Origin of the sequence: Pseudomonas sp. DWP2-2, from assembly GCF_049897065.1 — a bacterium.
Lineage (GTDB): Bacteria > Pseudomonadota > Gammaproteobacteria > Pseudomonadales > Pseudomonadaceae > Aquipseudomonas > Aquipseudomonas paracarnis.
Map to the genome: position 1 here is coordinate 844,396 of NZ_JAFCVN010000001.1, position 19,112 is coordinate 863,507.

Consider the following 19,112-nt stretch of genomic DNA (forward strand, 5'->3'; position numbering starts at 1 on the left):
GCGCGGGCGAAACCAACGAAGAGCATTTGGGGGTATGAAGCGAGGTGACGACTCAGCTACCGCGATAGGTGGAATAGCTGTAAGGCGAAATCAACAGGGGTACATGGTAATGCTCTTGCTCGGCGCTGATGCCAAAGCGTAGTACCACTACATCCAGGAAAGCCGGCTCCGGCAGCTGCACGCCACGGGCGCGGTAGTAATCGCCGGCGTTGAATTGCAGCTGGTAGACACCGCTGCGGTAATCGTCGCCTTGCAACAGCGGCGCATCGCAGCGGCCGTCGCTGTTGGTGGTGGCGGTAGCGACCAGCTCAAGCTGCGCACCTTCGACGCGGTACAGCTCGACCTTGATTGCGCTGCCGGGGCAACCGTGCGCGGCGTCCAAAACGTGTGTGGTCAAACGTCCCATGGCTTTTATGCGCCTCCCGAAGTCAGTCATAGAGAAACCCGCACTCTTTCAGGGCTGTGAAAAAGCCGGCGATGGCTGATTAAGACATTTTCAAAGAAAATTGTACACAATAAATTTCACAGCGCTTCAATCCCCTGTAGGAGCGAGCTTGCTCGCGAAAAACGCCAACGATAACGCGGGCTCCCAGGATGAAAAGTGGCGCCCTCAGGTTATTCGCGAGCAAGCTCGCTCCTACAGTGGGCTTTTTGATCTTAACCTGACCACTCAGGCAAGTTTCTTGCAGAGACCCGTAGAGAGCCCGTTCAGAAAAAATGCAGAAATGCGGGCTTACAAAGTTTGCAATAAGTTGTATACAATCACTCATCGCTGTGACGCCACTCAGTCATTCCACTGCCCGGACGCCACACACACCTGCTACCACGAACAAGAAGGAAGACTGCAGTGAGCGCTGACTACCCACGCGACCTGATCGGTTACGGCAGTAACCCTCCTCACCCCCACTGGCCGGGCAAGGCACGCATTGCGCTGTCGTTCGTACTCAACTACGAAGAAGGCGGCGAGCGCAACATTTTGCACGGTGACAAAGAGTCCGAAGCCTTCCTCTCGGAAATGGTCTCGGCGCAACCGCTGCAAGGCGAGCGCAACATGAGCATGGAGTCGCTGTACGAGTACGGCAGCCGTGCCGGTGTGTGGCGCATCCTCAAGTTGTTCAAAGAATTCGACATCCCGCTGACCATCTTCGCCGTGGCCATGGCCGCCCAGCGGCATCCGGATGTGATCCGCGCCATGGTCGCCGCCGGCCACGAGATTTGCAGCCACGGCTACCGCTGGATCGACTACCAGTACATGGACGAGGCCCAGGAGCGCGAGCACATGCTCGAAGCCATCCGCATCCTCACCGAACTTACCGGTGAACGCCCATTGGGCTGGTACACCGGCCGCACCGGCCCCAACACCCGTCGCCTGGTGATGGAGGAAGGCGGCTTCCTGTACGACTGCGACACCTACGACGACGACCTCCCCTACTGGGAACCCAACACCCCGAACGGCAAGCCGCACCTGGTGATCCCCTACACCCTGGACACCAACGACATGCGCTTCACCCAGGTGCAGGGTTTCAACAAGGGCGATGACTTTTTCGAGTACCTCAAGGATGCCTTCGACGTGCTGTACGCAGAAGGCGCCGAAGCGCCGAAGATGCTATCGATCGGCCTGCATTGCCGCCTGATCGGTCGCCCGGCACGCCTGGCCTCGCTCAAGCGCTTCATTGAATATGTCAAAGGCCATGATCAGGTGTGGTTCACCCGCCGCGTGGACATCGCCCGTCACTGGCACCAAACCCACCCTTTCCCGGGAGCGGCGAAATGACTGCGTTCCAGACCCTGAAACCTTCGACCTTGAGCCGCGACGCCTTCGTCCAGGCCTTTGCCGATATCTATGAACACTCGCCATGGGTGGCCGAAAAGGCCTTCGACCTGGGCCAGGACGCGTCGATCGACCAGATCGAAACCCTGCACCAGCGCATGAGCGATATCCTGTTGAGTGCTGATCACGCCTCGCAACTGGCGCTGATCAATGCTCACCCGGACCTGGCCGGAAAAGCTGCCGTCCAGGGCCAACTGACCCAAGCCAGCACCGATGAACAAGCGGGCGCGGGTATTCACCAATGCACGGCCGAAGAGTTTTCTCGCTTCACCGAGCTGAATGAGGCCTACAAAGCCAAGTTCAAGTTTCCCTTCATCATGGCGGTAAAAGGCAGCAACCGGCATCAGATCCTCGCCGCGTTCGAAACGCGCATCCACAACTCGGCAGACACCGAGTTCAAGTGCGCGCTGGACGAGATCAACAAGATCGCGTTGTTCCGCTTACTGACCCTCTAGCAGTCCATCCCCAGCCACTCTATCTAAGGCAGACAAGAAGAATGAAAGCTTACGCCGTACCTTTCGAAAAGTTCGTCAACCTGGCCGACGCCCGCCTGGGCACCAAGATCATCTCGGTGACCGATGACTGGTTCGCTGACGCCAACCGCCTGTTCCAGCCGACCCCGGCCGTGTGGAAGGAGGGCGTTTTCGATGACAACGGCAAGTGGATGGACGGCTGGGAGTCACGCCGCAAGCGCTTCGAAGGCTACGACAGTGCGGTAATCCGCCTGGGCGTGCCGGGTTCGATCAAAGGCGTGGACATCGACACTTCATTCTTCACCGGCAACTTCCCGCCGTCGGCTTCCCTGGAAGCCTGCTTCCTGGCCTCGGGCGAGCCGGATGCCAACACCCAGTGGGTGGAAGTGCTGTCAGCCGTCGAGCTGCAAGGCAACAGCCACCACTACCACGAGATCAACAACGACCAGGCGTTCAGCCACCTGCGCTTCAACATCTACCCGGATGGCGGCGTGGCCCGTCTGCGTGTGTACGGCGTGCCGTTCCGCGACTGGTCTTCGGTGGGCGACAACGAACAGGTCGACCTGGCTGCCGCGCTCAATGGCGGTCGTGCCCTGGCCTGTTCCGACGAACACTTCGGCCGCATGAGCAACATCCTCAACCCGGGCCGCGGCATCAACATGGGCGATGGCTGGGAAACCGCACGTCGTCGCACGCCAGGCAATGACTGGGTGATCGTCGCCCTGGGCCACCCGGGCGAGATCGAGAAAATCGTGGTCGACACCCTGCACTTCAAGGGCAACTACCCGGACACCTGCTCGATCCAGGGCGCCTTCGTGAAAGGCGGCACCGACAGCCAGATCGAAACCCAGTCGCTGTTCTGGCGCGAACTGCTGCCGGCGCAGAAGCTGGAAATGCACGCCGAACACACCTTCGCCGAGCAGATCAAGGCGCTGGGGCCGATTACCCACATCCGCTTGAACGTGTTCCCGGATGGTGGTGTGAGTCGCCTGCGCGTCCTGGGCAAGATCGCCAAATAACACCCGATCGTCCCCACGCTCTGCGTGGGGATGCACCCCGTGACGCTCCGCGTCACACAGCGGACGCAGAGCGTCCAGGGCAGCGTTCCCACGCAGAGCGTGGGAACGATCTAAAGACAAGACAAGAAGACAGCCATGCGCACACTGATGATCGAACCCCTGACCAAAGAAGCCTTCGCCCCCTTCGGAGACGTTATCGAAACCGATGGCAGCGATCACTTCATGATCAACAATGGGTCGACCATGCGCTTTCACAAACTGGCCACGGTCGAAACCGCGAAGCCGGAAGACCACGCCATCATCAGCATCTTCCGCGCCGACGCGCAGGACATGCCGCTGACCGTGTGCATGCTGGAGAGACACCCGCTGGGCAGCCAGGCTTTCATTCCGCTGCTCGGCAACCCCTTTCTGATCGTGGTCGCGCCACTTGGCGATGAACCTGTATCGGGCTTGGTCCGCGCCTTCGTCACCAACGGCAGGCAGGGCATTAATTACCATCGCGGCGTCTGGCACCACCCGGTGCTGACGATCGAAAAGCGGGATGACTTCCTGGTGGTTGATCGCAGTGGCACAGGCAATAACTGCGATGAGCATTTTTTCAAAGAGGATGAGCGTTTGATCCTCGCCCCCCACCAATAAGAGAAGGTCTGATCACCCGACAACAAGGGTGACAGGCGAGAGGTAAAGACTGTGGAAGCACATCTGTTGGAATGGCTGAACCTGAGCGTGCGCTGGGTTCACATGATCACTGGCGTCGCCTGGATCGGCGCTTCTTTCTACTTCGTCTGGCTGGAAAACAACCTTAATCGCGTCAACCCCAAGAACGGCCTGGCCGGTGACTTGTGGGCGATCCACGGTGGCGGTATCTACCACCTGGAAAAATACAAACTGGCCCCGCCGACCATGCCGGACAACCTGCACTGGTTCAAATGGGAAGCCTATTTCACCTGGATGTCGGGCGTCGCGCTGCTGTGCGTGGTGTTCTACCTCAACCCGACGCTGTACCTGCTCGCCCCCGGCAGCAGCCTCAGCGGCACCGAAGGCGTGTTGCTGGGCATCGGTTCACTGTTCGCCGGCTGGTTCATCTACTCCTTCCTCTGCGACTCGGCCCTGGGCAAACGCCCTGCCCTGCTCGGCTTGATCCTGTTCGTGCTGTTGATTGCGGCGGCTTACGGCTTCAGCAAGGTGTTCAGCGGCCGCGGTGCCTACCTGCACGTGGGTGCGGTGATCGGCACGATCATGGTAGGTAACGTGTTCCGTATCATCATGCCGGCCCAACGCGCGCTGGTGGCAGCCATCGCCGAGAATCGCACGCCCGACCCGGCGCTGCCGGCCAAAGGTCTGCTGCGCTCACGCCACAACAACTACTTCACCTTGCCGGTGCTGTTCATCATGATCAGCAACCACTTCCCGAGCACCTATGGCAGCCAATACAACTGGCTGATCCTGGCCGGTATCGCGGTGGCAGCAGTGTTGGTGCGCCATTACTTCAACACCCGGCATGACAGCCAGAAGTATGCGTGGACCTTGCCCGTAGGCGCCTTGGCGATGATCAGCCTGGCCTACGTGACCGGGCCCAAGCCGGCTGAACCGATTGCCAAGGCACCGGCTGCCATCGAGTACCAACCCCTGCCAGAAACCGCACTGGGCGGTGGCTTGAAACCGGCCGCGCCTGCCGCACCCGCCGCTGAACCAGCACCGGCCCAGGCCACCACGGACTTCGGCCAGGTGCACCACGTGATCGAGCAACGCTGCACCGTGTGCCATTCGGCCAAGCCCACCAGCCCGCTGTTCAGTACGGCACCGGCTGGGGTGATGTTCGACACACCGGCACAGATCCAGCAGCAGGCGGCGCGGATTCAAGCGCAGGCCGTGGCCAGCCAGATCATGCCGCTGGGCAACATTACCCAGATGACCCAGCAGGAACGGGATTTGATCGGCACCTGGATTAATCAGGGGGCCCGTACCAACTGACTGTTTCACACCGTTCCCATGTGGGAGCTGGCTTGCCTGCGATAGCGGCAGATCACCAACATTTTCGGTGACTGACACACCGCCATCGCAGGCAAGCCAGCTCCCACAAGGGAGATCAGTGATGGTTTGAAGATTAAGTTTCATCCGGCAATTGAATGCCAAACAACACAAAAATAAAAAGATTCGAGGTGTTGCATGTCCCAGTTAGAAACGCAGACTCCTGCCGCGCCCGCCATGGTGCGGCTGCCCCTCTTGCAACTGATCCTGGTAGGCCTGCAACACGTCTTGCTGATGTACGGCGGTGCTGTCGCCGTGCCCCTGATCATTGGCCAGGCCGCCGGCTTGAGCCGTGAAGAAATCGCCTTTCTGATCAACGCCGACCTGCTGGTGGCCGGTATCGCCACCATGGTGCAGTCGTTCGGCATCGGCCCCATGGGCATCCGCATGCCGGTGATGATGGGCGCCAGTTTTGCCGCCGTGGGCAGCATGGTCGCCATGGCCGGCATGCCCGGCATCGGTTTGCAGGGCATCTTCGGCGCGACCATCGCCGCCGGGTTCTTCGGCATGCTCATCGCACCGTTCATGTCCAAGGTGGTGCGCTTTTTCCCGCCGCTGGTGACCGGTACGGTGATCACCGCCATCGGCCTTTCGCTGTTTCCCGTGGCGGTGAACTGGGCCGGCGGGGGCAGCGCCGCCGCCACGTTTGGCTCGCCGGTCTACCTGGCGATTGCCGCCCTGGTACTGGCCACGATCTTGCTGATCAACCGCTTCATGCGCGGCTTCTGGGTGAACATCTCGGTACTGATCGGCATGGGCCTGGGTTACGCGCTATGTGGTGTGATCGGCATGGTCGACCTCAGTGGCCTGGCCCAGGCGCCGTGGGTGCAGGTGGTGACGCCGTTGCACTTTGGTATGCCCAAGTTCGAGTTGGCGCCGATCCTGTCGATGTGCCTGGTGGTGGTGATCATTTTTGTCGAGTCCACCGGCATGTTCCTCGCCCTGGGCAAGATCACCGGCCAGGAGGTCACGCCGAAGATGCTGCGACGAGGCCTATTGTGTGATGCCGGCGCATCGTTCTTTGCCGGCTTCTTCAACACCTTTACCCACTCCTCCTTCGCGCAGAATATCGGCCTGGTGCAGATGACCGGCGTGCGCTGCCGCTCGGTCACGCTCATGGCCGGCGCGTTCTTGATCGTGCTCAGCCTGTTGCCCAAGGCGGCCTATCTGGTGGCTTCAATTCCACCTGCGGTACTCGGCGGCGCGGCGATTGCGATGTTCGGGATGGTGGCGGCAACCGGGATCAAGATTTTGCAGGAAGCCGACATCGCCGACCGCCGTAACCAGTTGCTGGTGGCGGTGAGCATCGGCATGGGCCTGATCCCCGTGGTACGCCCCGAGTTCTTCGCACAGCTGCCGTTGTGGATGAGCCCGATTACCCACAGTGGCATTGCCATGGCCACCCTCAGCGCGCTGTCGCTCAACATCCTGTTCAACATCCTCGGCGGCGCTGAGCGCCCCGAAGTCGCGCATACGCATTGATTCCTTTGTTAGTACAAAAATAACAACAAACAGGGAACCCCCACATGCACAACCTTGACATGGGGCCGGCCACACGCCGCGCCCCATTCTTGCCCCTCGCGCTCTGTTACAGCGCACTTGAGCCCAGGCCTGGGAGCCAGTATTCTCCGCGCCCGCTCGAATCGACTCAAAAAAAAACAGCGAATGTAAAAGCTGACCTCAAGGCCAACTTATCCCGGCCTGATGTTTGCTGCCAAAGTGCACAAAAGTCCCCTGAATTCGACTGCATCCGCTGCAGCCGACGGGGATTTTTTTGGCTTTTTCAGCACCTTGGCGCAGCTCTTGCTAAAAGCATCAAAGCTGACCGAACAGACGATTTTTGCAGCGAACCAAAAGGCGCCACACCAGAGCGCCTGCGTAGAAGAAAAACCATAAAATTTTAACTCGGGAGCAACCGAATGAAACCTATGTTCAAAGGCCTGATGCTGGCTGGATCACTGTTGGCCGGTGGCCAGGCCGTAGCCGGTGACTTGTTGCAGTGGCAAAACAACAGCCTGACTTATCTGTGGGGCAAGAGCTTTACCGTCAACCCGCAGATCCAGCAAACCGTCACCTTCGAACATGCCGACGCATGGAAGTACGGCGACAACTTCTTCTTCCTAGACCGAATCTTTTACAACGGCAAGGAAGACGGCAATGTCGGCCCGAATACTTACTACGGCGAGTTCAGCCCGCGTTTGTCGTTCGGCAAGATCCTGGACAAGGACCTGTCGTTCGGCCCGATCAAGGACGTGCTGCTGGCCTTCACCTATGAGTTCGGCGAGGGCGATAACGAGTCCTACCTTCTGGGTCCGGCATTCGACTTGAACATTCCCGGTTTCGACTACTTCCAGCTGAACTTCTACCAGCGCCAGACTGAAGGCAATCGCCCGGGTGACGGCGTGTGGCAGATCACTCCGGTCTGGTCGTACACCATTCCCGTGGGTAATTCCGACGTGCTGATCGACGGTTTCATGGACTGGGTGGTGGATAACGACAAGAACGCCCGCGGCACTTATCACGCCAACCTGCACTTCAACCCGCAGGTCAAATACGACCTGGGCAAGGCGCTGCATTGGGGCGACAAGCAGTTGTATGTGGGTTTTGAATACGACTACTGGAAGAACAAGTACGGGATTGAAGACAGCGGCGCCTTCAAGACAACCCAGGACACAGCAAGCTTCCTGGTCAAATACCACTTCTAAAGGTTGACCGCGGTTCCCTGTGGGAGCTGGCTTGCCTGCGATCGCGATGTGTCTGTGCCAACAGTGTTGGCTGGCATACCGCTATCGCAGGCAAGCCAGCTCCCACATTCAGTTCGGCGTCAGGCCCAGGAAACGAGTGATTTCTTCGCGCTTGGCCAGCGCATCCTTGCGCCCCAGTTCGATCAACTCACTGCAATACCCCGCCTCGAACAACAGATAACTCAACACCCCTGCCCCGCTGGTCTTGGTTGCCCCAGGCCCGCGCAAAAACACACGCAACGCCGCCGGCAATTCCTGGCGATGTCGCGCGGCGATTTCATCGATGGGCTGGCTGGGCGCAATCACCAGCACATCCACCGGCGCCAGGCCCTGTACCGCGGCATCGGCAGGGACAACCCGACTGAACTGATTCAAGCGCTCCAGCAGCTCGATATCGCTTTCCAGGCTGTCAATGAACGTGCTGTTGAGCATGTGCCCGCCGATTTGCGCCAGGGTCGGTTGCTGGCCGGTGTAGGTGCGTTGCGTCGAGGCTTCATTGCCCCTTGGGTTGCCGCTCACACCGACGACCAATACGCGGCTGGCCCCCAGGTGCAAGGCCGGGCTGATGGGCGCTGACTGCCGCACGGCGCCATCGCCGAAGTACTCTTCGTCAAGTTTGATCGGAGCGAACAACAGCGGAATCGCGGAGCTTGCCAACAGGTGCTCTACCGTCAGTTGGGTCGGTACCCCAATGCGCCGATGACGCAACCAGGCATCGATGGTGCCGCCGCCCTGATAGAAGGTCACCGCTTGCCCGGACTCATAGCCAAAGGCCGTCACCGCCACCGCCTGCAAGTGCTTGCGGCGGATAGCCTCGTCGATACCGTCCAAGTTCAAGCGTTCCTGCAACAGGTCGCGCAGCGGCGAGCTGTCGAGCAACGCCACCGGCACCTGGCTACCCAGGCCCAACAGGCTATGGATCAGGAAACGACTGGCCTGGCGCATCACCCCCGGCCAGTCACTGCGCAGCACCTGATGGCTGCGAAAGCCCTGCCAGAATGCGGTCAGCCGTTGGATGGCTGCCGAAAAATCACTGGCGCCGCTGGCCAGGCTCACCGCATTGATTGCACCAGCCGAGGTGCCGACGATCACCGGAAAAGGATTCGCTGTCCCCGCAGGCAGCAACTCGGCAATCGCCGCCAGCACCCCCACCTGATACGCCGCTCGCGCCCCGCCGCCAGAAAGAATCAAGCCTGTGACCGGTTCAGCTGGGCGCATTGCATCAATCCATGTGAGAAAGGGTTGGGCTTATCGACGGCGCTTTTCGTACAGCTTGGGCTCACCCGGCGGCCGACTCTTGAAGCGGCGATGGGTCCACAGGTATTGCTCGGGGCATTCGCGCACCGAGGCTTCGACCCACTGGTTGATGCGCAGGCAGTCGATCTCGTCGGTTTCACCCGGGAAGTCGGTCAGCGGCGGATGGATCACTAGGCGGTAACCGCTGCCGTCAGCCAGGCGCTCCTGGGTAAACGGCACCACCAGCGCCTTGCCCAGGCGTGCGAATTTGCTGGTAGCGGTAACGGTAGCAGCCTGGATGCCGAACAACGGCACGAAGATGCTTTGCTTGGCGCCGTAGTCCTGGTCCGGTGCGTACCAGATGGCCCGGCCGGCGCGCAGCAGCTTGAGCATGCCGCGCACGTCGTCGCGCTCCACGGCCAGGGAATCGAGGTTGTGGCGTTCACGGCCACGGCGCTGGATAAAGTCGAACAGCGGGTTGCCGTGTTCGCGGTACATGCCGTCAATGGTGTGCTTCTGCCCCAGCAGCGCCGCGCCGATTTCCAGGGTGGTGAAGTGCAGCGCCATGAGGATCACGCCCTTGCCGTCCAACTGCGCCTGCGTGAGGTGCTCCAGCCCTTCGACATGGGCCAGGCGCGCCAGGCGCGGCTTGGGCCACCACCAGCTCATGGCCATTTCAAAGAAGGCGATGCCGGTGGAAGCGAAGTTTTCCTTGAGCAGGCGTTTGCGTTCCTTGACGGATTTTTCCGGGAAGCACAGCTCTAGGTTGCGCGCCGCGATGCGGCGACGATCACCTGCCACGCGGTACATGCCCGCGCCCAGCAGGCGACCAATGGTCAACAGCGCCCGATACGGCAATTGAGTGACCAGCCACAGCAGGCCGAGCCCCAGCCATAGCAGCCAAAAACGCGGGTGAAGAAATACAGCTCGAAAACGCGGGCGATCCATTACAGATTCCGGTAAAGACAAGGGCCGCGCATTCTACAACGGTTCGACTCGGCTTGCGGCGGGTGAGTGTTCTCGTTATAAGTCTCGACACTTTTCGTGACAAGCCGCTTTCGCCGACCATGAGCCAAACCGAACCGCTAGACCAAGATCCCGTGTTCCAGCTAAAAGGCAGCATGCTCGCCATTACCGTGCTGGAACTGGCCCGCAATGACCTCGACGCCCTGGACCGCCAACTGGCCGCCAAGGTCGCCCTGGCGCCGAACTTCTTCAACAACGCCCCGCTGGTGCTGGCGCTGGACAAGCTGCCGGCTGGCCAGGGAGTGATTGATTTGCCCGGCCTGATGCGTGTATGCCGTTCCCATGGCCTGCGCACACTGGCGATTCGCGCCAGCCGCATCGAAGACATTGCCGCCGCCATCGCCATTGAACTGCCAGTACTGCCACCGTCCGGCGCCCGTGAGCGCCCTCTGGAACCATTGGTCGGCGAAGAAAAGAAAAAACCGGAAAAACCACCGGAGCCTGCGATCAGGCCTACAAAGATCATCACCTCGCCGGTACGCGGCGGGCAGCAGATTTACGCCCAGGGCGGCGACCTTGTGGTGGTTTCCTCGGTCAGCCCGGGGGCGGAACTTCTTGCCGATGGCAACATCCATGTATACGGCCCGATGCGCGGACGCGCCCTGGCCGGCATCAAGGGTGATACCAAGGCACGTATTTTTTGCCAGCAGTTGACCGCCGAGCTGGTTTCTATCGCGGGTCAGTACAAGGTTTCCGAAGATTTGCGCCGCGATCCACTGTGGGGCGCTTCGGTACAGGTCAACCTGTCGGGCGATGTGTTGAACATCATCCGTCTTTAACGGATACTGCCGCATTTTCCAAGCATCTCTAGACTCTGATAGCAAAGCGAAACCGGCAAGACTTGTGTAGGACTTTTTGGAAGTTGGTGTTTCCCCATGGAAACCCCGTCTTTTTCCTGCAAAGGCTGTCCGCCTGCGGCGAGTTCCAAGAGATGTTTTTCAGGGACCGAAAGTCCTTTTTCCTTAGGGGTGAAACACCTTGGCCAAGATTCTCGTGGTTACATCCGGCAAGGGTGGTGTGGGTAAGACCACCACCAGCGCCGCTATCGGTACCGGCCTCGCTCTGCGCGGCCACAAGACAGTCATCGTCGACTTCGACGTCGGTCTGCGTAACCTTGACCTGATCATGGGCTGCGAGCGTCGCGTGGTGTATGACTTCGTCAACGTGGTGAACGGCGAAGCCAACCTGCAACAGGCCCTGATCAAGGACAAGCGCCTTGAGAACCTGTACGTGCTGGCTGCCAGCCAGACCCGTGACAAAGACGCGCTGACCAAAGAAGGCGTCGGCAAAGTCCTCGCCGAGCTCAAGGAAACCTTCGAATACGTGGTCTGCGATTCTCCGGCCGGTATCGAAACCGGTGCTCACCTGGCGATGTACTTCGCCGACGAAGCCATCGTGGTAACCAACCCGGAAGTCTCCTCGGTACGTGACTCGGACCGCATGCTCGGCCTGTTGGCCAGCAAGTCCAAGCGCGCCGAAGAAGGCCAGGACCCGATCAAGGAGCACCTGCTGCTCACCCGCTACAACCCGGAGCGCGTCAACAACGGCGAAATGCTGGGTGTTGAAGACGTGAAGGAAATCCTCGCCGTGACCCTGCTGGGCGTGATTCCGGAATCCCAGGCCGTCCTGAAGGCATCCAACCAGGGCGTACCGGTGATTCTCGACGACCAGAGCGACGCCGGCCAGGCGTACAGCGATGCAGTTGATCGCTTGCTGGGCAAGACCGTGGAACACCGCTTCCTCGATGTCAAGAAGAAGGGATTCTTCGAGCGTATCTTTGGAGGCAACTAAACAATGAAATTTCTCGACTTCTTTCGCGCCAACAAAAAGCCAAGTACCGCGTCGGTAGCGAAAGAGCGTCTACAGATCATCGTGGCGCACGAACGCGGCCAACGCAGCACGCCGGATTACCTGCCAGCCTTGCAGAAGGAACTGGTCGAGGTGATCCGCAAGTACGTCAATATCGGCAACGATGACGTGCATGTCGCCCTGGAAAATGACGGCAGCTGCTCGATTCTGGAACTCAATATCACCCTGCCCGATCGTTGATCGAACGGGCGGTCGCCACGGCGGCTCCACTGACGGCCCACGTCCTGCAGGAGCGAGCTTGTGTGGCGAGGGAGCTTGCTCCCGCTGGGCTGCGAAGCGGCCCCAGACTGAACGATCGAGTTACATCAGTTGCAACTCGTTGAGCGGTTTGGGAGTGCTACGCACTCCAGCGGGAGCAAGCTCCCTCGCCACACAAGCTCGCTCCTACAGGGTGAGGGGGCAGTCAGTGGAGCCGCCGTTGGCGTTTGTTACGAGGCTGTTTAATGCCGCTGTCCAATATCCATATCCTGCATCAGGACGACGCCGTCCTGGTGGTGAACAAGCCGACCCTGCTGCTCTCGGTGCCTGGTCGCGCCGACGACAACAAGGACTGCCTGATCACTCGCCTGCAGGAAAACGGCTACCCCGAAGCCCGCATCGTCCATCGCCTGGACTGGGAAACGTCGGGGATCATCCTGCTGGCCCGGGACGCGGACACCCACCGCGAACTGTCCCGCCAGTTTCACGACCGCGAGACCGAAAAGGCCTACACCGCCCTGGCCTGGGGCCAACCGGCACTGGACAGCGGCAGCATCGACCTGCCCCTGCGCTATGACCCGCCGACCAAGCCCCGCCACGTTGTCGACCATGAGTTCGGCAAACATGCCCTGACCTTCTGGAAAGTGCTGGAGCGTTGCGGCGACTGGTGCCGCGTAGAGCTGACACCCATCACTGGGCGCTCACACCAGTTGCGCGTGCATATGTTGTCCATCGGGCATCCGTTGCTGGGCGATGGTCTGTACGCCCATGAACAAGCCCTGGCCGCCTGGCCGCGCCTGTGCCTGCATGCAAGCATGCTCAGCTTCACCCATCCGCAAAGCGGCGAGCGCCTGCGTTTCGAGTGCCCAGCCCCTTTTTGAAGGGCTGATGCGGTCAAATGTGGGAGCTGGCTTGCCTGCGATATCGGCGTGCCAGCCAATACATCTGGCACAGAAAGACCGCTATCGCAGGCAAGCCAGCTCCCACAGGGTTTGGTGTGGTTCTCGGCCCTGCACGCTCACTCCAAATATCTGGCCAATACGGTAAACTCTCGCCACTGCTGTCTGGAGCTATTTATGCGCGAAGCGTTGAATCAAGGCCTGATCGACTTCCTCAAGGCCTCCCCTACTCCTTTTCATGCCACTGCCGCCCTGGCCCAACGCCTGGAAGCGGCCGGTTACCAGCGCCTCGACGAGCGCGACACCTGGGCCACCGAGGCCAACGGTCGCTACTACGTGACCCGCAACGATTCCTCGATCATCGCCTTCAAGCTCGGCCGCCAATCGCCGCTGCAGGACGGTATCCGCATGGTCGGCGCCCACACCGACAGCCCGTGCCTGCGGGTCAAGCCCCAGCCGGAGCTGCAACGCCACGGCTTCTGGCAACTGGGCGTGGAAGTCTACGGCGGCGCGCTGCTGGCGCCCTGGTTCGACCGCGACCTGTCCCTGGCAGGCCGTGTTACCTTCCGCCGCGATGGCAAGGTCGAGAGCCAACTGATCGACTTCAAGCTGGCGATCGCCATCATTCCCAACCTGGCCATTCACCTCAACCGTGAAGCCAACCAGGGCTGGGCAATCAATGCCCAGACCGAGCTGCCGCCGATCCTGGCGCAGTTTGCCGGTGACGAGCGCGTGGACTTTCGCGCCGTGCTCACCGAACAGTTGGCCCGCGAGCATGGTTTGAATGCCGATGTGGTACTCGACTACGAGCTGAGTTTCTACGACACCCAAAGTGCTGCCGTGATCGGCCTCAATGGCGACTTCATTGCCGGTGCGCGCCTGGACAACCTGCTGTCGTGCTACGCCGGTTTGCAAGCATTGCTCACCAGCGACACCGATGAAACCTGCGTGCTGGTGTGCAACGACCACGAAGAAGTCGGCTCCTGCTCGGCCTGCGGTGCCGATGGCCCGATGCTGGAACAGACCCTGCGTCGCCTGCTGCCCGAAGGTGAAGAATTCGTACGCACCATTCAGAAATCCCTGCTGGTGTCGGCAGATAACGCTCACGGTGTGCACCCCAACTACGCCGAGAAACACGACGCCAACCACGGCCCGAAACTCAACGCCGGCCCGGTGATCAAGGTCAACAGCAACCAGCGCTACGCCACCAACAGCGAAACCGCCGGGTTCTTCCGCCACCTGTGCATGGCCCAGGAAGTGCCAGTGCAAAGCTTCGTGGTGCGCAGCGACATGGGCTGCGGCTCGACCATCGGCCCCATCACTGCCAGCCACCTGGGCGTGCGCACCGTGGACATCGGCTTGCCGACCTTTGCCATGCACTCGATCCGCGAGCTGTGCGGCAGCCATGACCTGGCGCATCTGGTCAAGGTGCTGGGGGCGTTCTACGCCAGCCGCGATTTACCCTGAGACCGAAGCGCGCCCATCGCGGGCAAGCCCGCTCCCACATTTGATCTGTGAATGCATTTCAGTGTGGGAGCGGGCTTGCCCGCGATGGGTTTCCAAACAGATATAAGGCTATCTGACTCACATCAACTGCACTTCTGCCAATCCGGCCTAGACTTGTCAGAACTTCCAGTCCGACAAGGCCGCCCCTCGCCATGATCTCAATGTCCTCATTCCACGCCATGCTGATCCCCATCGTGATCGGTATGATCATGCTCGCGGTCGGCTTCAACTTTCGCGACAAGCCTCTGGGCGTGTTTGGCATGTGGATCGGCATGCTGTTGATCCTCGGCACCGTGCTCTACAAGATCCTCGCCAAACTGGCGCAGTGACAAATGCGCTCGCATTGGGCATAGCGGCCTCGTACACTCGGTCAATTCGTCGTTTTCAAGGTTGACCGCCTCGTGTTCTCCCGTCTGTTTGCCCTGCCCTGCTACCTGCTGATCGCCCTGCTCACGCTGCTGCCAGTGATGCCCGCCCAAGCCGTGGGCCTGCCCGGGATGCTGGGCGGTTCCAGCAAGACCCAACCCCAGGCGGAAGTGCCCCTGGGGCAGTCGCTGGACGAAGTGATCAAAACCCTGGAAAACGACCAGCAACGCACCCAGTTGCTCAGCGACCTGAAGAAACTGCGCGCCGCCACGCAAAAGGCCCAGCCCGCCGCCGAACTCGGGGTACTCGGGTTGATCGGCAGTACGCTGTCGGGCTTTGAGCAGCAGTTTTCCGGCGCCGACAGCCCGCTGGGGCGCTGGTCCAATGAAGTCGACCTGGCCAAGGATGAACTGGCCGCCCTGATGTTGCCGGCCAGCGAATGGCTGCCGATCATCTTCGGTTTTGCCGTGATCCTGGCCGTATGGAGCCTGCTGGCCGCTGCGCTGATCTGGCTCAGCCACCGAGTGCGCGAGCGCTTCGGCCTGCCCGAAGAGCTGCCGCAGCACCCGCGCACCTGGGACATGCTGCGCTTTGCCCTGCGCAAGCTGGGCCCCTGGCTGATCGCTTTGGTGATTACGGTTTACCTCAGTTACGCCCTGCCTTCCTCCCTGGGCAAATCCCTGGCCATGGTGCTGGCCTATGCCTTGGTGGTCGGCACCTGTTTCTCGGCAATCTGCGTGATTGCCTTCTCCGTACTCGACGGCCCGCACCGCCACCGCGCCTTGTATATCCTGCGCCACCAGGCGTTCCGCCCGCTGTGGTGGATCGGCAGTTTTGCCGCCTTCGGCGAAGCCTTGAGCGACCCGCGCCTGGTTGCCGCGCTCGGCCAGCATCTGGCCCACACCGCCGCGACCGTGGCCAATGTAATGGCGGCGTTGTCCACCGGGGTGTTTATCCTGCGTTTCCGCCGGCCCATCGCGCACCTGATCCGCAACCAACCGCTGTCGCGCCGACTGACGCGCCGCGCCCTCACCGATACTCTGTCGATCATCGGCACCTTCTGGTACATCCCGGCTCTTCTGCTGGTGGGTATCTCACTGTTCGCCACCTTCCTGTCGGCCGGCGACACCAGCACCGCCCTGCGCCAGTCGTTGCTGTGCACGGTGCTGCTGGTGTTGTGCATGGTGATCAACGGCCTGGTGCGCCGCCACGCTCTCAAGCCGCAACGCGGGCACAAACGCCACGCGCTGTACTCCGAACGCCTCAAAGGCTTTGTCTACACCCTGGTGCACCTGGTGGTGTGGCTGGTATTTATCGAACTGGGGCTGCGGGTCTGGGGCCTGTCGATGATTCGCTTTACCGAAGGTGAAGGCCATGAAATAGCCGTGAAGCTGTTCGGCCTCGGTGGGACCTTGTTGTTCGCCTGGCTGATCTGGATCCTCAGCGACACCGCGATTCACCACGCCCTGACCCGTTCGCGCAAAGGCCTGGCCAACGCGCGTGCGCAAACCATGATGCCGCTGATCCGCAACGTGCTGTTCGTGACCATCTTCATCATCGCCGCCATCGTGGCCTTGGCGAACATGGGTATGAACGTCACGCCCCTGCTGGCCGGTGCGGGCGTGATCGGTATCGCCATCGGCTTTGGTGCGCAATCGCTGGTAGCCGACTTGATCACCGGCTTGTTCATCATCATCGAAGACTCCCTGGCCATCGACGACTACGTGGACGTCGGCGGCCACCTCGGTACCGTAGAGGGCCTGACCATCCGTACCGTGCGCCTGCGCGATATCGACGGCATCGTGCACACCATCCCGTTCAGCGAAATCAAGAGCATCAAGAACTACTCCCGCGAGTTCGGCTACGCCATCTTCCGGGTGGCGATCCCTTACAACATGGAAATCGACGACGCGATCAAACTGATGCGCGAGGTCGGCCATGCCATGCGCAACGACCCGCTGCAACGCCGCAATATCTGGTCGCCGCTGGAGATCCAGGGCGTGGAAAGCTTCGAGTCCGGCAGCGCGATCCTGCGCGCACGCTTCAAGACCGCGCCGATCAAGCAGTGGGAAGTGTCGCGGGCATTCAACCTGTCGCTCAAGCGGCACCTGGATGAAGCTGGGCTGGACCTGGCGACACCGCGCTTGAGCGTGCAGGTGCAGACTGCCGGCAGCGTGCAGGAGAAAGATCCACAACAATAAGCAAGGAGAGGTTGGTATGCGAATGAACGGTCTGACACACCAATGGGTTTTGGGTCTGCTCGGCGCGGTCGCGAGCAGTGCAGTGATCGCCGCCAGCAGCGGCCAGGACAGTGCCCGGGAAACCATTGCCGCCCAGGCAAAAATCCTCGAACCCAGCCTGTTGGAAACCCGCCGCGATATCCACGCCCATCCGGAACTGGGCAATACCGAAACCCGCACCGCCGAGTTGGTCGCCAAACAGTTGCGCGAACTCGGCCTTGAGGTGAAGACCGGGGTGGCCCGCACTGGCGTCGTCGCCATCTTGAAAGGCGCCCTGCCCGGCCCGACCGTGGCCCTGCGCGCAGACATGGATGCGCTGCCGGTCAAGGAAGTGGCCGACCTGCCCTTCGCCTCCAAAGCCAAGGGCACCTACCTGGGCAAAGAAGTCGACGTGATGCACGCCTGCGGCCACGACGCCCATACCGCTATCCTGCTGAGCACTGCGAAGATTCTCACCGGGATGCGCGAGCGCCTGCCCGGCACCGTGGTGTTTTATTTCCAACCGGCCGAAGAAGGCCCCAGCGACTTTATCCCCGACGGCAAGAACACCTGGGGTGCGAAGATGATGGTGCAGGAAGGCGTGATGAAAGCGCCCAAGCCCGATGCGGTATTTGGCCTGCATGTGTGGGCCGGTGTGCCTGCCGGGCAAATCGCCTACCGCCCGGGCCCAACCCTGGCCAGCTCCGATGACCTGCGCATCAGGATCCTCGGCAAACAGACCCACGCCGGCCGCCCCTGGGACGGTATCGACCCGATCACCGTTGGCGCTCAAACCATTGTCGGCCTGCAGACCGTGGTCAGCCGCCGTACCGATATTTCGTCATTCCCCTCTGTGGTGAGCATCGGCACCATCAACGGTGGCACCCGCTATAACATCATCCCCGAGTCGGTGGACATGAGCGGCACCATTCGCTCCTACGACTACGGTATCCGCCAGAAGCTGCATGCAGACGTGCGTCAAACCGTAGAGAAAATCGCCGAAAGCGGTGGCGCCAAGGCCGAAGTGACGATCATCGAGAAGTACGACCCCACCATCAACAACCCGGCGCTGACCGAGAAAATGCTGCCGAGCCTGCGCTGGGCGGCTCAGGATGATGTGGTGCAAGGCCCGTTGGTGGGTGGCGCCGAAGACTTCTCGTTCTATGCCAAGGAGGCGCCGGGGCTGTTTGTCTTCCTGGGGGTGACCCCAAGGGATCAGGACATGAGCAAGGCGGCGCCGAATCACAACCCAGGGTTCTTTGTGGATGAGTCGGCGTTGGTGGTAGGCGTGAGGACGCTGGCGTCGTTGGCGACGGATTACCTCTATACCCATACCCCCCTGTAGGAGCGAGCTTGCTCGCGAAAAACTTCAGAACGCCGCGTTTATTCAGGGTAAACGCGGCGTTCTTGCGTTCTTCGCGAGCAAGCTCGCTCCTACAGTGTATTGGGGTGAATCAGTTGGCGAGGGCCGCGCCATCCATTTTCTGGCGCAGGCTCAACGGCCGCATGTCGGTCCACACTTCCTCGATATACGCCAGGCATTCCTTCTTCATGCCACTCTTGCCCACGGTGCGCCAGCCTTCCGGCACGGCCTTGTAGTCGGGCCAGATCGAATACTGTTCTTCATGGTTGACCACTACCTGAAAGAGGATGTCGTCGCGGTCAAATACTGAGGTCATTGCTGTTCTCCGTCGC

The 19,112-nt window shown here is 60.8% G+C and carries 20 protein-coding genes; 16 read left to right on the forward strand and 4 right to left on the reverse strand.

Annotated elements, in window-relative coordinates:
* Nucleotides 1-52: 52 nt before the first annotated feature.
* The gene (gene uraH / locus ACP7CZ_RS03705) at nucleotides 53-406 is read right to left on the reverse strand and encodes a hydroxyisourate hydrolase (RefSeq protein WP_034126134.1); all 354 of its coding nucleotides are present in this window, start codon (nucleotides 404-406) and stop codon (nucleotides 53-55) included.
* 441 nt (nucleotides 407-847) lie between these two features.
* On the opposite strand from uraH, the gene puuE reads away from it, so the two are divergent.
* The 8 genes from puuE (at nucleotide 848) to ACP7CZ_RS03745 (ending at nucleotide 8,059) form a co-directional block, all read left to right on the forward strand.
* Nucleotides 848-1,774, forward strand: a complete 927-nt coding sequence (gene puuE / locus ACP7CZ_RS03710) for an allantoinase PuuE (RefSeq protein WP_014719292.1) — start codon at nucleotides 848-850, stop codon at nucleotides 1,772-1,774.
* Nucleotides 1,771-2,286, forward strand: coding sequence for a 2-oxo-4-hydroxy-4-carboxy-5-ureidoimidazoline decarboxylase (uraD, locus tag ACP7CZ_RS03715; RefSeq protein ID WP_014719293.1), 516 nt, complete (start codon nucleotides 1,771-1,773; stop codon nucleotides 2,284-2,286). The genes puuE and uraD overlap by 4 nt, the downstream gene beginning before the upstream one ends.
* 41 nt (nucleotides 2,287-2,327) lie before the next feature.
* Entirely contained in the window at nucleotides 2,328-3,323 is a 996-nt protein-coding gene (alc, locus tag ACP7CZ_RS03720; protein ID WP_294182612.1) for an allantoicase, read from the forward strand.
* Between the two features lie 135 nt (nucleotides 3,324-3,458).
* Nucleotides 3,459-3,962, forward strand: a complete 504-nt coding sequence (locus ACP7CZ_RS03725) for an ureidoglycolate lyase (RefSeq protein ID WP_003192823.1) — start codon at nucleotides 3,459-3,461, stop codon at nucleotides 3,960-3,962.
* Nucleotides 3,963-4,013: 51 nt separating this feature from the next.
* On the forward strand, nucleotides 4,014-5,297 hold the full coding sequence (locus tag ACP7CZ_RS03730) for a urate hydroxylase PuuD (RefSeq protein WP_003192825.1): 1,284 nt from the start codon (nucleotides 4,014-4,016) through the stop codon (nucleotides 5,295-5,297).
* A 195-nt stretch (nucleotides 5,298-5,492) separates the two neighbouring features.
* Nucleotides 5,493-6,836 (forward strand): nucleobase:cation symporter-2 family protein, encoded by a 1,344-nt coding sequence (locus tag ACP7CZ_RS03735; RefSeq protein ID WP_032896003.1) that lies wholly within the window; start codon nucleotides 5,493-5,495, stop codon nucleotides 6,834-6,836.
* Between the two features lie 44 nt (nucleotides 6,837-6,880).
* Nucleotides 6,881-7,258, forward strand: a complete 378-nt coding sequence (locus tag ACP7CZ_RS03740; protein WP_156359064.1) for a hypothetical protein — start codon at nucleotides 6,881-6,883, stop codon at nucleotides 7,256-7,258.
* A 15-nt stretch (nucleotides 7,259-7,273) separates the two neighbouring features.
* Entirely contained in the window at nucleotides 7,274-8,059 is a 786-nt protein-coding gene (locus tag ACP7CZ_RS03745) for an outer membrane protein OmpK (protein WP_003192827.1), read from the forward strand.
* A gap of 108 nt (nucleotides 8,060-8,167) precedes the next feature.
* Here the strand turns inward: ACP7CZ_RS03745 and ACP7CZ_RS03750 are convergent, their stop codons facing one another.
* The gene (locus tag ACP7CZ_RS03750; protein ID WP_294182603.1) at nucleotides 8,168-9,316 is read right to left on the reverse strand and encodes a patatin-like phospholipase family protein; all 1,149 of its coding nucleotides are present in this window, start codon (nucleotides 9,314-9,316) and stop codon (nucleotides 8,168-8,170) included.
* Nucleotides 9,317-9,346: 30 nt separating this feature from the next.
* The gene (locus tag ACP7CZ_RS03755; protein WP_054896338.1) at nucleotides 9,347-10,282 is read right to left on the reverse strand and encodes a lipid A biosynthesis lauroyl acyltransferase; all 936 of its coding nucleotides are present in this window, start codon (nucleotides 10,280-10,282) and stop codon (nucleotides 9,347-9,349) included.
* 119 nt (nucleotides 10,283-10,401) lie between these two features.
* Between ACP7CZ_RS03755 and minC the strand changes: the two genes are divergently transcribed.
* The 8 genes from minC to ACP7CZ_RS03795 all read left to right on the forward strand — a co-directional run bounded on the left by minC (nucleotide 10,402) and on the right by ACP7CZ_RS03795 (nucleotide 18,762).
* The gene (gene minC, locus ACP7CZ_RS03760) at nucleotides 10,402-11,139 is read left to right on the forward strand and encodes a septum site-determining protein MinC (protein WP_014719299.1); all 738 of its coding nucleotides are present in this window, start codon (nucleotides 10,402-10,404) and stop codon (nucleotides 11,137-11,139) included.
* A gap of 199 nt (nucleotides 11,140-11,338) precedes the next feature.
* Nucleotides 11,339-12,151 carry a septum site-determining protein MinD gene (minD, locus tag ACP7CZ_RS03765; protein ID WP_003192835.1) on the forward strand — a complete coding sequence of 271 codons (813 nt, stop codon included), beginning with the start codon at nucleotides 11,339-11,341 and terminating at the stop codon, nucleotides 12,149-12,151.
* 3 nt (nucleotides 12,152-12,154) lie between these two features.
* Nucleotides 12,155-12,409, forward strand: a complete 255-nt coding sequence (gene minE / locus ACP7CZ_RS03770) for a cell division topological specificity factor MinE (protein ID WP_003175252.1) — start codon at nucleotides 12,155-12,157, stop codon at nucleotides 12,407-12,409.
* Nucleotides 12,410-12,672: 263 nt separating this feature from the next.
* On the forward strand, nucleotides 12,673-13,308 hold the full coding sequence (locus ACP7CZ_RS03775; protein WP_003192838.1) for an RluA family pseudouridine synthase: 636 nt from the start codon (nucleotides 12,673-12,675) through the stop codon (nucleotides 13,306-13,308).
* 195 nt (nucleotides 13,309-13,503) lie between these two features.
* Nucleotides 13,504-14,793, forward strand: coding sequence for a M18 family aminopeptidase (locus ACP7CZ_RS03780; RefSeq protein ID WP_070415420.1), 1,290 nt, complete (start codon nucleotides 13,504-13,506; stop codon nucleotides 14,791-14,793).
* Nucleotides 14,794-14,984: 191 nt separating this feature from the next.
* Nucleotides 14,985-15,161 (forward strand): hypothetical protein, encoded by a 177-nt coding sequence (locus ACP7CZ_RS03785; RefSeq protein WP_164692207.1) that lies wholly within the window; start codon nucleotides 14,985-14,987, stop codon nucleotides 15,159-15,161.
* Between the two features lie 72 nt (nucleotides 15,162-15,233).
* Nucleotides 15,234-17,399 carry a mechanosensitive ion channel family protein gene (locus tag ACP7CZ_RS03790; protein WP_034126128.1) on the forward strand — a complete coding sequence of 722 codons (2,166 nt, stop codon included), beginning with the start codon at nucleotides 15,234-15,236 and terminating at the stop codon, nucleotides 17,397-17,399.
* 16 nt (nucleotides 17,400-17,415) lie between these two features.
* On the forward strand, nucleotides 17,416-18,762 hold the full coding sequence (locus tag ACP7CZ_RS03795; protein WP_054896340.1) for an amidohydrolase: 1,347 nt from the start codon (nucleotides 17,416-17,418) through the stop codon (nucleotides 18,760-18,762).
* Between the two features lie 109 nt (nucleotides 18,763-18,871).
* Here the strand turns inward: ACP7CZ_RS03795 and ACP7CZ_RS03800 are convergent, their stop codons facing one another.
* Entirely contained in the window at nucleotides 18,872-19,096 is a 225-nt protein-coding gene (locus ACP7CZ_RS03800; protein WP_003192847.1) for an MbtH family protein, read from the reverse strand.
* Between the last annotated feature and the right edge of the window lie 16 nt (nucleotides 19,097-19,112).